This is a genomic window from Kytococcus aerolatus (genome assembly GCF_900187395.1).
In the GTDB taxonomy this organism is placed as follows: domain Bacteria; phylum Actinomycetota; class Actinomycetes; order Actinomycetales; family Dermatophilaceae; genus Kytococcus; species Kytococcus aerolatus.
This window is the reverse complement of record NZ_FYEZ01000002.1, coordinates 431,686-445,964: the sequence shown is the minus strand read 5'-3', so window position 1 is coordinate 445,964 and position 14,279 is coordinate 431,686. Positions and strand designations below refer to the sequence as shown.

The 14,279-nt window shown below is 72.5% G+C and carries 14 protein-coding genes and 1 pseudogene; 6 read left to right on the top strand and 9 right to left on the bottom strand.

Translation table 11 applies throughout. From position 1 onward, the window contains the following. Positions 1-2 precede the first annotated feature (2 nt). The 8 genes from era to hrcA form a co-directional block, all read right to left on the bottom strand. Positions 3-935, bottom strand: a complete 933-nt coding sequence (era, locus tag CFT82_RS09115) for a GTPase Era (protein ID WP_088818749.1) — start codon at positions 933-935, stop codon at positions 3-5. Further along, positions 932-2,404 carry a hemolysin family protein gene (locus CFT82_RS09110; protein ID WP_088818747.1) on the bottom strand — a complete coding sequence of 491 codons (1,473 nt, stop codon included), beginning with the start codon at positions 2,402-2,404 and terminating at the stop codon, positions 932-934. Before CFT82_RS09110 ends, era begins: the two co-directional genes overlap by 4 nt. After that, a complete protein-coding gene (ybeY, locus tag CFT82_RS09105; RefSeq protein ID WP_088818745.1) occupies positions 2,401-2,904 on the bottom strand; it encodes an rRNA maturation RNase YbeY in 504 nt (167 codons plus the stop codon). Before ybeY ends, CFT82_RS09110 begins: the two co-directional genes overlap by 4 nt. Beyond that, positions 2,901-3,944 (bottom strand): PhoH family protein, encoded by a 1,044-nt coding sequence (locus CFT82_RS09100; protein WP_088818744.1) that lies wholly within the window; start codon positions 3,942-3,944, stop codon positions 2,901-2,903. Before CFT82_RS09100 ends, ybeY begins: the two co-directional genes overlap by 4 nt. Before the next feature lie 69 nt (positions 3,945-4,013). Further along, entirely contained in the window at positions 4,014-4,376 is a 363-nt protein-coding gene (locus tag CFT82_RS09095; protein WP_088818743.1) for a histidine triad nucleotide-binding protein, read from the bottom strand. A 24-nt stretch (positions 4,377-4,400) separates the two neighbouring features. After that, positions 4,401-5,156: a 16S rRNA (uracil(1498)-N(3))-methyltransferase gene (locus CFT82_RS09090; RefSeq protein WP_088818741.1), complete on the bottom strand. Its 756-nt coding sequence runs from the start codon at positions 5,154-5,156 to the stop codon at positions 4,401-4,403. Further along, a complete protein-coding gene (dnaJ, locus tag CFT82_RS09085) occupies positions 5,156-6,286 on the bottom strand; it encodes a molecular chaperone DnaJ (protein WP_088818739.1) in 1,131 nt (376 codons plus the stop codon). The genes CFT82_RS09090 and dnaJ overlap by 1 nt, the downstream gene beginning before the upstream one ends. Positions 6,287-6,374: 88 nt before the next feature. Further along, positions 6,375-7,397, bottom strand: coding sequence for a heat-inducible transcriptional repressor HrcA (hrcA, locus tag CFT82_RS09080; RefSeq protein ID WP_088818737.1), 1,023 nt, complete (start codon positions 7,395-7,397; stop codon positions 6,375-6,377). A 127-nt stretch (positions 7,398-7,524) separates the two neighbouring features. On the opposite strand from hrcA, the gene CFT82_RS09075 reads away from it, so the two are divergent. The 3 genes from CFT82_RS09075 (at position 7,525) to CFT82_RS09065 (ending at position 9,553) form a co-directional block, all read left to right on the top strand. After that, a complete protein-coding gene (locus CFT82_RS09075; RefSeq protein ID WP_088818736.1) occupies positions 7,525-8,394 on the top strand; it encodes a DUF3097 domain-containing protein in 870 nt (289 codons plus the stop codon). A 73-nt stretch (positions 8,395-8,467) separates the two neighbouring features. Then, positions 8,468-9,037, top strand: a complete 570-nt coding sequence (locus CFT82_RS12120) for a DUF4870 domain-containing protein (protein ID WP_234994378.1) — start codon at positions 8,468-8,470, stop codon at positions 9,035-9,037. 93 nt (positions 9,038-9,130) lie between these two features. Beyond that, positions 9,131-9,553: a hypothetical protein gene (locus CFT82_RS09065; protein ID WP_088818735.1), complete on the top strand. Its 423-nt coding sequence runs from the start codon at positions 9,131-9,133 to the stop codon at positions 9,551-9,553. 41 nt (positions 9,554-9,594) lie between these two features. On the opposite strand, the gene hemW is transcribed toward CFT82_RS09065, so the two are convergent. Further along, entirely contained in the window at positions 9,595-10,827 is a 1,233-nt protein-coding gene (hemW, locus tag CFT82_RS09060; protein ID WP_088818734.1) for a radical SAM family heme chaperone HemW, read from the bottom strand. A gap of 120 nt (positions 10,828-10,947) precedes the next feature. On the opposite strand from hemW, the gene CFT82_RS09055 reads away from it, so the two are divergent. The 3 genes and pseudogenes from CFT82_RS09055 to CFT82_RS12115 all read left to right on the top strand — a co-directional run. Next, positions 10,948-11,709: an IclR family transcriptional regulator gene (locus tag CFT82_RS09055; protein ID WP_088818732.1), complete on the top strand. Its 762-nt coding sequence runs from the start codon at positions 10,948-10,950 to the stop codon at positions 11,707-11,709. Positions 11,710-11,873: 164 nt separating this feature from the next. Beyond that, positions 11,874-13,082 (top strand): CaiB/BaiF CoA transferase family protein, encoded by a 1,209-nt coding sequence (locus tag CFT82_RS09050; RefSeq protein WP_088818730.1) that lies wholly within the window; start codon positions 11,874-11,876, stop codon positions 13,080-13,082. Beyond that, positions 13,082-14,188: pseudogene (locus CFT82_RS12115) on the top strand (tripartite tricarboxylate transporter permease); the annotation flags it as partial. The gene CFT82_RS09050 and the pseudogene CFT82_RS12115, both read left to right, overlap by 1 nt. Positions 14,189-14,279: the final 91 nt, after the last annotated feature.

Genomic DNA, 14,279 nt, shown 5'->3' with positions numbered 1-14,279 from the left:
CCTCAGAAACCGAGGCGCTGCAGCTGCTTGGGGTCGCGCTGCCAGTCCTTGGCCACCTTGACGTGCAGGTCGAGGTGGACGCGCTGGCCGAGGTACTCCTCGATGCCGCGGCGGGCCGTCGTCCCCACCTCGCGCAGGCGCGAGCCTCCCTTGCCGATGATGATCGCCTTCTGGCTCGGGCGCTCCACGAAGACGTTCACGCGCACGTCCAGGAGGGGCTTGTCGGCCGGCCGGTCCTCGCGCGGCAGCATCTCCTCCACCACCACGGCCAGGCTGTGCGGCATCTCGTCGCGCACCCCCTCCAGCGCGGCCTCGCGCACCAGCTCGGCCACCATGACCTCGGTCGGCTCGTCGGTCAGCACGTCGTCGGGGTACAGGGGCGGGGACAGCGGCAGCCGCTCGGTGATGAGGCGGCGCACCACGTCCAGCTGCATCCCGTCCTTGGCCGAGACCGGCACGATCTCGTCGAAGTCCCCCAGCTGGTCGATGGCGATGAGGTGCTCGGCGAGCTGGTCGCGGCTGACCAGGTCGGCCTTGGTGGCCACCGCGATCACCGGGGTGCGGCGGGCCCGGCGCAGCTCGTCGAGCTCGCGGGCGATGAACTGGTCGCCGGGCCCGGGCCGCTGGTCGGCCGGCAGGCAGAAGGCCACCACGTCCACGTCGAGCAGGGTCTCGCGGACGGTGTCGTTGAGCCGCTCGCCGAGCAGGGTCCGGGGCTTGTGCAGACCGGGGGTGTCGACCACGACGAGCTGGGCGTGCTCGTCGGAGAGGATCCCGCGCACCGGGTGGCGGGTGGTCTGCGGCTTGCTGGAGGTGATGGCGATCTTCTCGCCCACCAGCGCGTTCGTCAGCGTGGACTTGCCCGCGTTGGGGCGGCCGACGAAGCACACGAAGCCGGCCCGGTAGTCCTCGGCGAAACCCGGTGCGATGGTCATCTGTCCTCCTGGCGGTGCGGGCTGGGGCCGGTCGGATCCTGGGCGTCGAACGCCCCCAGGGGCGTCGCCCCGGAGTCCACCGGGCGGATGTCGTCGAGGCCGTCGTCGGCGTCGAGGGGCTCGAGCACCGGCGGGTGGGCCGGCGCGCCCTCGACGAACCCATCGTCCACCACCTCCGGCTCGTCCGGCTCACGGCTCGCCGCACCGATCCACTCCACGATGACCGTGGACACGCGGTGCCGGCGCCCGGAGAGCCGCTCGGCGGTGAGCCGCAGGCCGGCGACCTCACCGGTGGAGCCCACGATCGGCACCCGGTCGACCAGCTTGGCGAGCAGTCCCCCGACGGTCTCCACGTCCTCGGTCACCGAGTCGGCGAAGCTCAGGTCGAACATGTCGGCCAGGTCGTGCACGTCCATCGACGCCTCCACCCGCCAGGTGCCGTCCTCCAGCTGGGTGGACTCGACGTGCTCGCGGTCGTACTCGTCGTGGATCTCCCCGACGATCTCCTCGAGGATGTCCTCGATGGTCAGCAGGCCGGCGGTCCCGCCGTACTCGTCGATGATGACGACCAGGTGGGTCTGGGTGACCTGCATGTCCCGGAGGAGGTCGCCCAGCGGCTTGGAGTCCGGGACGAAGGTCGCCGGACGCATCACGTCGGCCACCGTCACCTCGTCGCGGGCCGGGTCGGAGGAGTTCATCCGGCGCGCCACGTCCTTGAGGTGGGCCACGCCGAGGATGTCGTCCGTGCCGCCCTCGCCCACCACGGGGATCCGGGAGAAGCCGGAGCGCAGGCACAGGTTCATCACCTTGCGCAGCTGCTTGTGCTCCTCGATGACGACCATGTCGGTGCGCGGCACCATGACCCGGCGGGCGGTGGTGTCGTCGAGGTCGAAGATCGACTGGATCATCTCCCGCTCGTCGGCCTCGATGACCGAGCTCTCACCGGCGAGGTCGACCATGTCCCGGAACTCGGCCTCGTTCTCGAAGGGGCCGTGCCGGAAGCCCTTGCCCGGGGTGAGCACGTTGCCCAGCAGGATCAGTCCCTGGGCCAGCGGCCCGAGGAGCTGCCGGGCCCGCACCACCCAGGGCGCGGCGCGGAGCGCGATCGGCACCGAGTGCTGACGGCCGAGGGTGCGCGGGGAGACCCCCAGCAGGACGTAGGAGATGAGCGTCGCCCCGAGGATCGCCACGAGCAGGGCGGCCCAGACCGAGTCGGCCCACTCCACCACGGCCAGCGCGAGCAGGACGGCCACGACGTTCTCCCCGAGCACCCGCAGGAGGGTGATGCTCGACATGTGCCAGGCGACGTCGTCGAGGACGCGGACCAGGGCGTCGGACCCCTTGCGGCCCTCCTGGAGGAGGGTCTCGGCGTGGCGGCGGGAGACCCGCTGCAGGGCCGTCTCCCCCATCGTGAACAGGTGGGTGAGGACCACGGCCACCGCGGCCGTGGCGAGGAGCCAGACGATCACCCGCGGGCCCCCCGCGAGCCCGGCGCGGGCGCGGCCGTGGTGGTCCGCCCGAGCGTGGCCAGGTGGTCGGCGAGGATGTCGCGCTGCAGGGTGAACATCTCGCGCTCCTCGTCCGGCTCGGCGTGGTCGTAGCCCAGCAGGTGGAGCACGCCGTGGACCGTGAGCACGAGCATCTCGTCGAGCACCGGGTGCCCGAGCCGCTCGGCCTGCTGGGCGGCCACCGCCGGGCAGAGCACGATGTCGCCGAGGACACCGGGCTCGGTGGGGCGCTCCGGGGTCCCCGGGCGCAGCTCGTCCATCGGGAAGCTCATGACGTCGGTGGGGCCGGCCAGGTCCATCCACTCCTCGTGGAGCACCTCGATCGCCGCCGGGTCCACGATCCGCAGGCAGAGCTCGGCCTGCGGGTGCACGTGCATCGCCCGCAGCGCGTGCTCGGCGGCGGCGACGAGCTCCTCGACCTCGCAGCGCGGGTCGTCCTCGACGAGGACCTCGACGGTCACCGGGACACCCCGCGGGTGCCGCCGGGCGCCCCCGGGCGGTTGGTCCGGGCGTCCCAGTCGCCATAGGCCTCGACGATCCGGGAGACCAGGCGGTGCCGGACCACGTCGACCGCCGAGAGCTGCGCGAAGTGCACGTCGTCGACCTCGTGGAGGATCTCCTGCACCACGCGCAGGCCGGAGACGGTGCCGCCGGGCAGGTCCACCTGCGTGGTGTCCCCGGTGACCACCATCTTCGAGCCGAAGCCGAGGCGGGTGAGGAACATCTTCATCTGCTCGGCCGAGGTGTTCTGCGCCTCGTCGAGGATGATGAAGGCGTCGTTGAGGGTGCGCCCGCGCATGTACGCCAGCGGGGCGACCTCGATGGTCCCGGAGGCCATGAGGCGGGGGATGGAGTCGGGGTCCACCATGTCGTGCAGGGCGTCGTAGAGCGGCCGCAGGTAGGGATCGATCTTCTCGTTGAGCGAGCCCGGCAGGAAGCCCAGCCGCTCCCCCGCCTCGACGGCCGGGCGGGTCAGGATGATGCGGCTGACCTCCTTGGCCTGCAGGGCGGCCACGGCCTTGGCCATGGCGAGATAGGTCTTGCCGGTGCCGGCCGGCCCGATCCCGAACACGACCGTGTTCTCGTCGATCGCGTCGACGTACTGCTTCTGCCCCAGCGTCTTCGGGCGGATGGTCCGGCCGCGGTTGCTGATGATGTTCTTCGTGAGGACGTCGGCGGGCCGCTCGGCGGTCCGGGCCCGGAGCATGCCCACGGAGCGCTCCACGGCGTCGGTGGTCAGGCGGTGTCCCCCCTGGACCATGGTGAGCAGCTCACCGATCAGCCGCTCGGCGAGCGAGACCTCGTGCACCGGGCCGGTCAGGTGCACCTCGTTGCCGCGGGCGAGCAGGTCCAGCTCCGGGAAGGCGCGCTCGACGGTGCGCAGGAGCTGGTCGTGCGGCCCCCAGAGGTCCACCATCGACACCCCCTCGGGAAGGGTGATGGTGGACCGGGTCCCGTCCTGGGTCGGGCCCGGCGTGGTCGGCTGAGAAGGCTCGGTCATGTTCCGTCCAGTCTAGTCGGGCCCCCCGACGCCGAGAGGGCCGAGGGGCCGGCCACCCCACCCGGACGGTCAGCCGGGCGGCCACTGCAGCTGGCGACCGCCCAGGACGTGCAGGTGCACGTGGTGGACGGTCTGCTGCCCGTGCGTGCCGGTGTTCGCCACGACGCGGTAGCCGTCCACCTCCAGCCCCTCGGCGGACGCCACCTGCGGCACGACCGCCAGCAGCTCGGAGGCCAGCTGCGGGTCGTCCACCGCGACCGCCGCCAGGGTGGCGTGGTGGTCCTTGGGGATGACGAGCACGTGGGTGGGCGCCTGCGGCTGGATGTCGCGGAAGGCCAGCACGCGCTCGGTCTCGACCACGGTGTCGTTCGGGATGCTCCCGGTCACGATCTGGCAGAACAGGCAGTCGTCCTGGGTCTGGGGTGCACTCATGCCGCTCACCCTACTGACGCCGGCTCACCAACGGGTCAGGGCGCCGAGGACCGCCAGCGCGGCCGGACCGGCGGTGGAGGTCCGGAGCACGTGGGGGCCGAGCACGACCGGGTGCCCACCGGCCGCGACGAGGGCGTCGATCTCCTCGGGGCTGATGCCGCCCTCGGGTCCGATGACCAGCCGGACCAGCGACGCCTCGGCAGCCCCCGTCCGCTCGACCACCTGCAGCAGGGGGTCGGTGGCGACCTCGTGGAGGACGAGGGTCAGCTCGCCTCGCTCGGCCCCCGCCCGGACCCGCTCGACGAGGCCGGGGCTGGTCACGAGCTCCTCGACCGGGGCCTCGCGGAAGCGGCGGGCCTGCTTGGTGGCCGCGCGCACCACGTGCTGCCACTTGGCCCGCCCCTTCTCCGCCTTCGGCCCGGCCCAGCGGGAGATGCTGCGATCGGCCTGCCAGGGCACGACCACGTCCACCCCGAGCTCGACAGAGGTCTCCAGCGACTGCTCGGCCCGCCCCGCCTTGGCCAGCGCCTGCACCAGCTCGAAGCGGGGTGTGGGCGCCTCCTCGGCGAGCGTCTCGAGCACCTCCAGCTCCAGCGAGGACTTCGCGGTGGCCACGACCTCCCCGCGGACGGCGCGCCCGGCGCCGTCCGCCACGAGGAGCTCCTCCCCCACCGCCAGGCGTTGGACGGTGGCGGCATGCCGGCCCTCGTCCCCGGCCAGGGTCATCCGGTGCCCGGTGCCGGGGAGGTCCCCCTCCGCCAGGAAGAGCGGGAGGGTCATCAGCGCCCCGAGAACGCGTCGCGGAGGCGGCCGAAGAAGGAGCCGCGGTGGTCGTCCATCGAGGTGATGGTGCCGGTGGCCCCGTCCTCGCTGCGGAGGGAGGCCAGCTCCTGGAGCAGCTCGCGCTGGCGGCCGTCCAGCCGGGTGGGGGTGCGCACGTCGGCGTGGACGTGCAGGTCACCACGGCCCTCGCGGCGCAGGTGCCCGACGCCCTGGGCGCGGAGGGTGAAGACCTCGCCGTGCTGGGTGCCGGCGGGGATCTCGACCTGCTCGGGCCCGTCGAAGGTCTCGACCGTGGCGGTGGTGCCCAGCGCCGCCGCGGTCATCGGCAGCTCGACCGAGCAGTGCAGGTCGTCGCCCTCGCGGACGAAGGTGGAGTCGGGCTCCACGTGGATCTCCACGTACAGGCTGCCGGCGGGGCCGCCCCCGGGGCCGACCTCGCCCTGGCCGGCCAGCTGGATGCGGGTGCCGGTGTCCACGCCGGCGGGGACCTTCACCTTGAGCGTGCGGCGCTCGCGCACCCGTCCGTCGCCGTGGCAGTCCACACAGGGCTCGATGATCGTCTCACCCACCCCCTGGCAGGCCGAGCACGGACGGGTGGTCATGACCTGGCCGAGGAAGGAGCGCTGCACCTGCTGCACGTGCCCGACGCCCTGGCAGACGTCGCAGGTGCGGGTGCCCGAACCCTCGGCGCAGCCGTCGCCCTGGCAGGTGGTGCACAGCACGGCCGTCTCGACGGTGAGGTCCTCGGTGTTGCCGAAGACCGCGGTCCGCAGCGGCACGTCGAGCCGGACGAGGGCGTCCTGCCCCGGCTGCTGGCGGCTGCGGGGCCCCGGGGCCCCGCCCTGGCCGCCGAAGAAGGCGTCCATGATGTCGGAGAAGGTGAACGCACCGCCGGCTCCGCCGAAGCCGGCGGTCGGGTCGGCGTAGGGGTCCGAGCCACGGTCGTAGGCCGCCTTCTTCGCCGGGTCGCCCAGCACGTCGTAGGCCTGGCCGACCTGCTTGAACTCGTCCTCCCGGCCGGGGGCGACGTCGGGGTGCAGCTGGCGGGCCTTGCGCCGGTAGGCGCGCTTGATGTCCTCCGCGCTCGCGTCGCGGGACACACCGAGGATCTCGTAGTAGTCGTTCATCAGCTCTCCGCACCGCTGCTGCGGTGCCCGGGTCGGGGACGGTTCTGGGCTGTGCGGGTGGGCGCGGACGCCCTGCGGACCGGTGGGGTCAGCGGTTGTCGAGCACCTCGGAGAGATAGCTCGCCACGGCGCGGACCGCTCCCATCGTGCCCGGGTAGTCCATGCGCGTCGGACCGAGGACGCCCAGGGCGCCCACGCCGTCCGCACCGTAGGTGGTGCTCACCACCGAGGCCGTGGTGAGGCCCGAGTGGTCGTTCTCGGTGCCGATGGTGACGGCGACCGAGGGTTCGAGGAGCAGCCCCTCGCCGGGCTGCGTGTGCTGCAACAACCGGAGGAGCACCACGTGTTCCTCCAGCGCCTGGACGACCTCCTCGAGGGCCGGCCCGAAGTCGGTCGTGTGCCGCACCAGGCTCGAGGTGCCGGCCAGCGCCACGCGTTCCTCCCGCTCCTCGGTCAGGGTGGACTCGACGACCGTGCACACCACGCCCAGCAGGTGCTCACCGGGACGGTCGGCGCGCAGCGCCTCCAGGGCGGTGTGCACCTCGGTGAAGGTGCGACCGCTGGCAGCACCGTTCACCAGGTCGCGCAGCCCCCGGATGTCCTCGGCGTCGGTGCCCTCGGGCAGGTCCACCAGTCGCTGCTCGACCCGGCCCGTGTCGGTGATGAGCACGATCATGAGCCGCTCCCCCATCGGGACGAGCTCGACGTGCTGGAGCACGCTGCGGGTCAGGGAGGGGTACTGGACGACCGCCACCTGCCGGGTGAGCATGGCCAGGAGCCGGACGGTGCGCTCGACCACGTCGTCCAGGTCGGTCGGGTCGGCGAGGAAGTCCTTGATCGCGCGCCGCTCGGCGGGGCGCAGGGAGCGCACCTCGTCGATGGAGTCGACGAAGCGGCGGTAGCCGGCGTCGGTGGGCACCCGGCCGGCGGAGGTGTGGGGGGCCTGGATGAGACCCTCGGCCTCGAGCTGGGCCATGTCGTTGCGCACCGTGGCGGCCGAGACGCCCAGCCCGTGCCGCTCGAGCAGGGCGCGGGAACCCACCGGCTCGCTGGTGCGGACGTGGTCCTCGACGATGGCACGCAGGACCCGGAGGCGGCGGTCGGTGGACATCGGGCTCCTTCCCCAGGTCGAGTCGGCACTGCTGGGCCGGCAGGATGCGGACGCTCTGCGGGGAGCGTGCTGGCACTCTCTGGCTCCAAGTGCCAAGTCTAGCGACCCTGCCGCGTACCCTGCACGCATGCACGACAGGTATGGCAACGACGTCCTCGCCGGTGACTGGAAGCGCCCGCCCCGCGGCCGGAGCCGGGAGGTGGAGGCCGTCCGGGATCTCGTGGTCGAGGACGTGGCCACCGGCTGGGTCGGTGCCGTGGTGGCCGTGGAGAAGGCCGGCGGGAAGCACGTCGTCCACCTGGAGGACGCGCAGGGAAAGGTCCGTGCCTTCCCGCTCGGGGGTGGCTTCTGGATGGACGGGCAGCCGGTGCGCCTCGTGGCCCCGAAGGCCGACCCGGCACCGCGGCGCCCCGAGCGCACCGCCTCGGGCTCGAGGGCGGTCGAGGCCGCCCCCGCCCGGGTGGCGGTCGGCTCGCGCATCTTCGTCGAGGGCAAGCACGACGCCGAGCTCGTCGAGAAGGTGTGGGGCGACGACCTGCGCGTGGAGGGCGTCGTCGTGGAGATGCTCGACGGGGTGGACGACCTGCGCGGCGTCATCGAGGACTTCCGGCCGACCGCGGACCGGCGGATGGGGGTGCTCGTGGACCACCTCGTGCCCGGCACCAAGGAGTGGCGGGTCGTCGAGGAGGCGCGCCGCACCCCCCGCTACGCCCGGCACGTGCGGATCGTCGGCCACCCCTACGTCGACGTGTGGCAGTCGGTGCGTCCGGAGCGCCTCGGGCTGGAGCAGTGGCCGGTGATCCCCAAGGGGCAGTCCTGGAAGCACGGGATCCTGGCGCACCTGGGGTGGCCGCACAGCAGCCAGGCCGACGTGGCCCGCGGATGGCAGCGCATCCTCGCGAGCGTGGACGACTACACCCACCTCGAGCCGGAGCTGCTGGGGCGGGTCGAGGAGCTCATCGACTTCGTGACCGTCGGTGACCTCCCGCTGGGCTGAGGCGCCCACCGGTGGTCCACAACCCGCCGCAGGGTGGACGCGTCCGCACCCCGGGACAGGGCACGATGGAGCCATGACGACGCCTCCTCCGCCCCCCGGCCAGGACCCGCACCCCCAGGGACCCGGGTCCCTCCCCCACGGCTCGACCTCGCACGGCTCGAGCCCCTACGGTTCGACGACCCCGGACGCCGGGCAGCAGCCCCACGGCCAGCCCGGCGGGTACGCCCCGGGCGGTCCGCAGTTCCCCGGTCAGTACCCGGCCGGCGGGTTCGGCCACCAGGCCTCGGACACCGACCGGACCATGGCGATCCTGGCGCACCTGTCCTCGGTGATCGCCAACATCGTGTCGGTGAGCTTCGGCGGCTTCCTCGGCCCCCTGCTCATCTGGCTCTTCTACAAGGACAAGAGCGCCTTCGTCCGCCGAGCCGCTGCAGGGTCGTTCAACTTCAACCTGACCGTCTCGATCGCCTTCTGGGCACTCTTCATCCTTGCCTTCCTCACCCTCGGACTGGGTCTCCTCATCGCGATCCCGGGCTGGTTGGTGATCGGCATCGTGTACCTCTGGTGCACCATCCACGCGACCATCAGGGCATCGAACGGTGAGGCCTACGAGTACCCCCTGCAGATTCCCGTCTTGCGCTGAGCACGGTGCCCCGTGTGAGGGCATGATCACACCCAGCGCCTCGGGGCGCCCCACCGCTGGTGGGGCGCCCCGATCTGTGCGCACGATGGGGCCATGACCGAGATGCAGAACGCCACGCCCACCCCGTACACCGACGAGCAGAAGAAGACCGTCAAGACCGCCGCCATGGGGGCGATCGCCTTGGTGACCGCGGCCGACCCCGGGCTCCTGGCCGCCCTCAAGGAGAGCTGGGCCGGCTCGCAGGTGCTGGCCAAGGCACCGGAGTCGATCCGCGAGATCCTCCAGGACGGCGGCTTCCCCACCCCGCCGCAGGCCAGCGACGCCGCCGAGCGGGAGCAGGCGATCCTCGAGGAGCTGCGTGAGGCCACGCAGATCCTGCAGGCCAACCCGACCGACCTCGAGGCCTTCCGCGCCGTGATGACCGAGGCCATGGAGGCCACCGCGAACGCCTCGAAGGGCGTCGCCCCGGCCGAGTCGGAGGTCATGCAGAAGATGCAGGCCGCCCTCAACGGCTGAACCGGAACCACCCGCCGGGCACCCCGACCCGCTGGCCCCGCTCAGAGCCCCAGCAGGCGGAAGGTCACCAGGTCGGCCAGGAGCCGCCCTCGCTGCGTCAGCACCAGCTGCCCGGCGAGGGCGGCTTGTCCGTCCAGGAGGCCGTCGGCGATGAGCGGCGCCACCGCCGACCGGCCGGACCGGGGGACGGCCTCGACCGACAGGCCCTCCCGGCGGCGGATCCCGAGCATGACGCGCTCCTCGGTGACCTGCTCGGCGGTGAGGAGCTCACGCCCGGCCGCCGGGGAGTCCCCGCCCCCCAGTCGGTCGGCCCAGGCCCGGGGGTGCTTGACGTTCCAGAAGCGCACCCCCCCGACGTGGCTGTGCGCGCCGGGGCCGACACCCCACCAGTGCCCGCCGTCCCAGTAGTGCTCGTTGTGGCGGCAGCGACCCCGCTCGGTCCGGGCCCAGTTGGACAGCTCGTACCAGGCGTAGCCCGCTGCGCCGAGCAGCTCGTCGGCCAGCTCGTACTTGGTGGCCTGGTCGTCCTCGTCGGGAGTGGGCAGCTCGCCCCGGACGACACGGCGGTGCAGAGCGGTGCCCTCCTCGACGGTCAGGGCATAGGCCGAGACGTGGTCCGGGGCCAGCGCGATCGCCGCCTCCAGGCTCGTGCGCCAGTCCTCGACGCTCTCCCCCGGCGTGCCGTGGATGAGGTCCACCGACACCGCGAGCCCCGCCGCCCGGGCCGCGGAGACCGCCCGCTCGACGTTCTCGGGGCGGTGCGTCCGGTCCAGGGTGGCCAAGACGTGCGGCACCGCGGACTGCATCCCCACCGAGAGCCGGGTGTATCCGGCGGCGGCCAGCTGCCGCGCGAAGGCGGCGTCGACCTGGTCGGGATTCGCCTCGCTGGTGACCTCCAGGTCCGGGGCCACGGCGAAGCGCTCGCGGACGGCGGCCAGCGCCCGCCCCAGGTCCGTGGCACCGAGCAGGGAGGGCGTCCCACCCCCGACGAAGACCGTGTCCACCACGGGGGCGGCCCGCCCGTCGGCGGTGAGCACGCGGCGGGCGAGGTCCAGCTCGACCTCCACCGCATCCACCCAGGTGGCCAGCGAGGCGCCGGTGGCGTCCCCCAGCTCGGTGAGCGTGTACGTGTTGAAGTCGCAGTACCCGCACCGCACCGAGCAGTAGGGCACGTGGAGGTAGAGGGAGAAGGTGCCCTCGGACAGGCGGCTCAGGGCAGCACCGGGCAGGGCACCGTCGCTCGGGGCGGGGTCACCGTCGGGGAGCTGGGGCACGGGCGGATTCTCCCACCCGGCGCCGGCACCCGGTGCACCCCACCCCCGAGGGCCACGACCGAGGTGGAGCCACGGACCCGGTGGGCGACCTCCCCTGCAGGGCCGGCACACTCGGGCATCATGACCTCCATGACGAGCACCGACGTCGGCGTCCTGGACAAGGTCATGGCCATCCTCAACGCCTACGACGAGCGCACCGAGACCCTGGACCCGCCGACCGCCGCACGGATCACGGGCATGACGACGCCCACCGCGTACCGGCTCATGAAGGCGATGGCCGCCCACGGTCTGGTGACCCCCACGGGCCACGGGTACTCCCTGGGCCCGGCCCTCCTGCACCTCGGGGGGCTGGTGACGGTGGGCCAGGAGGCTCTGAGGGCGGCTCGACCCCACATGGTGGATCTGCGTAACCAGATCAACGAGACCGTCGAGCTGCAGGTGCTGGTGAGCTCCGACCGGGTCCCGGTGCACCTCGAGGAGAGCACGCGGCCGGTCCGTTCCGCCGCACAGGTCGGCGTGCACCTGCCCCTCCACAAGGGCTCTTCGAGCCGGTCCCTGCTGGCCTGGCGGCCGGATGCCGTGGACCTGGTGCGCCGTAGCGCGGAGGAGGCCGGCGACCCCTTCGACGAGGAGCGCTTCACCCAGCAGCTCCGGGAGGTCCGCGCCCGAGGCTATGCGGTGGGTCTGGGCGAGCGGGAGGCCGAGCTGGCCGCGGCGTCCGCCCCCGTCCTGGACGACTCCGGCGAGGTGGTGGCGGCACTCACGGTCAGCGGGACGCTCACCCGCTTCGAGGAGGCCGAGCACCTGGAGACCGCGATCACCGGGGTCCTCGCAGCAGCCCGCGCCACCACCGGGGACCTGGGCGGCACCTTCCCCATCTGACCGGGACCCACCGGTGCTCTGAGTGGCGTCGGCCCCCACCTGGTGGTGGGGGCCGACGCCACTCAGAGCACCTGATCTCCTCCAGACCCTTGTGGTCGGTGACGCACATCACTACTCTCTCCATATTCCGGACCTGTAGTCCACATTGTGGAGAATGGAGAGACATGTCACGCCCACCCACCCCGAAGGGCCCCCTCGCCGGCCTGCGGGTCCTGGATGTCGCCACGGTCTTCGCCGGCCCCTTCACCGCCGCCCTCCTCGGCGACCTCGGGGCCACCGTCCTCAAGGTGGAGATGCCCGGCACGGGAGACCCCCTGCGCTCCCTCGGCCCCTTCCACGAGGACACCTCGCTCACCTGGGCGGCCTCGGCCCGGAACAAGAGGTCCGTCACCCTGGACCTCCGGACCCCCCGTGGACAGGAGGTCCTCCTGAAGCTCGTCGCCGAGCACGACGTCCTGGTGCAGAACTTCCGGCCGGGGACCCTGGGCCGGTGGGGGATCCCGATGGAGCGCCTGCGACAGGCCAACCCGGACCTCATCGCCGTCCACGTGAGCGGCTTCGGGCAGGACGGCCCCCTCGCGCCGAAGGCCGGCTTCGGGACCCCGGCCACCGCCTACAGCGGGTTCGCCCACATCTCCGGATACCCCGACCGACCCCCCGTCCTGCCCTCCATCTCCCTGGTGGACTACCTGGCCGGCATGTACGGCGCCATCGGCGCCCTGGCCGCGCTCTACCAGCTGAAGGTCGCAGGTGGGGAACCCGACGATGTCGACGTGGCCCTCTACGAGTCCATGTTCCGCATGCTGGAGGTCGTCGTCGCCGAGTACGACATCCTCGGCCAGGTCCGGGAGCGGACGGGCAACGAGCTGGCCGCGTCGTCCCCGGCCGGGATCTACGAGACCCGGGACGGCCAGTGGATGGTGATCGTCACCAGCACCGAGCGGACCTTCGCCCGCCTCGCCCGGGCGATCGACCGCGAGGACATGCTCACCGACTCCCGGTACAGCACCAACCGGGAACGGCTCGCCCGGCGCGACGAGGTCAACGAGATCCTCTCCGCCTGGACGCGCCGGCACACCCGTGACGAGGTCGCCGCCCGTCTCGACGAGCACGCCGTCCCGGCCAGCGCCGTCTACACCGTCGCGGACATCTTCGCGGACGAGCACTACGCGGCCCGGGACATGCTGGTCTCGGTGGAGCACCCCGAGCTGGGCGACATGCGCCTTCCCGGGGTGGTGCCCAAGTTCGAGCGCCACCCCGGTGAAGTCCGGACGGCCGGACCCCGGCTGGGCGAGCACACCGACGCGGTCCTCCGTGACCTCGGGTACTCCACGGAGGACCTGGCCGAGCTGCGCGCAGCGGGGGTCATCTGATGACCTCCTCCTTCGAGCAGGCCCAGGCGTACACGGTGGGGACAGGTGGCCTCCCCTTCCCCCTCCCCGACGAGGTGACGGTGCAGGAGGTCGGCCCCCGGGACGGCCTCCAGCTCGAGCGGGCACCCATCCCTACCCCGGCCAAGGTCGACCTCGGGGGAACCATCGCCGTGATCGGCCTGGTCTTCCTCTCCCCCGTCCTGGTGGAGGTCTCGACGGCCTTCGGGGCCACCGAGTACGCGGTCCTCCTGCTCGGTGCCCTCCTGCTCACCAGCACCCTCATGACCGGCTCCCGGATCAAGGCGATGGTCGCCGTCCTGTTCGGCATGGTGCTGGGCATCATCGGCCTCGACCCGCAGGACAACGTGGAGCGGTGGACCCTGGGCTCCCTGGAGCTCTCGGACGGCATCAACATCGCGATCATCGCCATGGCCCTCTTCGCCGTGCCGGAGGCGTTGCGCCACCTGGCCACGCGACGCCGGACACCTCCGGACATGCTCAGGACCCAGCGGGCCTGGATGTCCGGGGAGGACATCCGCCGCTCTGCCGGGCCGTACGCGCGCGGGTCGGTGATCGGGTTCATCGCCGGGCTCCTCCCCGGCCTCGGCCCGACCCTCGGGGCGTTCTCGTCGTACGCCGTGGAGAAGCGGGTCGCCTCGCCGGACCGGCGGCGCCACTTCGGCAAGGGCGCGATCGAGGGCGTCGCAGGACCGGAGAGCGCCAACAACGCCGGGGTCGGGGGCGCCATGGTCCCGATGCTGGCCCTGGCCATCCCCGGGTCGGCGACCACCGCACTCCTGCTCTACGTCTTCCAGATGTACGGGCTCCAGCCCGGACCCCAGCTGTTCGACCGCTCCCCCGACCTCGTGTGGACGATCATCGCCTCGATGCTGGTCGGCAACGCCATGCTGCTGGTTCTCAACCTGCCCATGGTCAGGATCTTCGTCCAGCTGCTGCGCGTCCCGCCGCCGCTGCTCTACGCAGGGGTGCTCGCCTTCACCTTTCTGGGCGCCTACGCGCTGACCTTCAGCCTGTTCAGCCTGTTGCTGCTCCTGGGCATCGGACTGGTCGGCTTCTTCCTCCAGGAGAACGGGTTCCCCCTGACACCCGCCATCCTGGCAGCGGTCCTGGTCCCCATGCGGCGTGGAGGGCGGCCCCGGCCCGGGGTCGCCCCTCCGTCCTGTGTGTGGGCGGCAC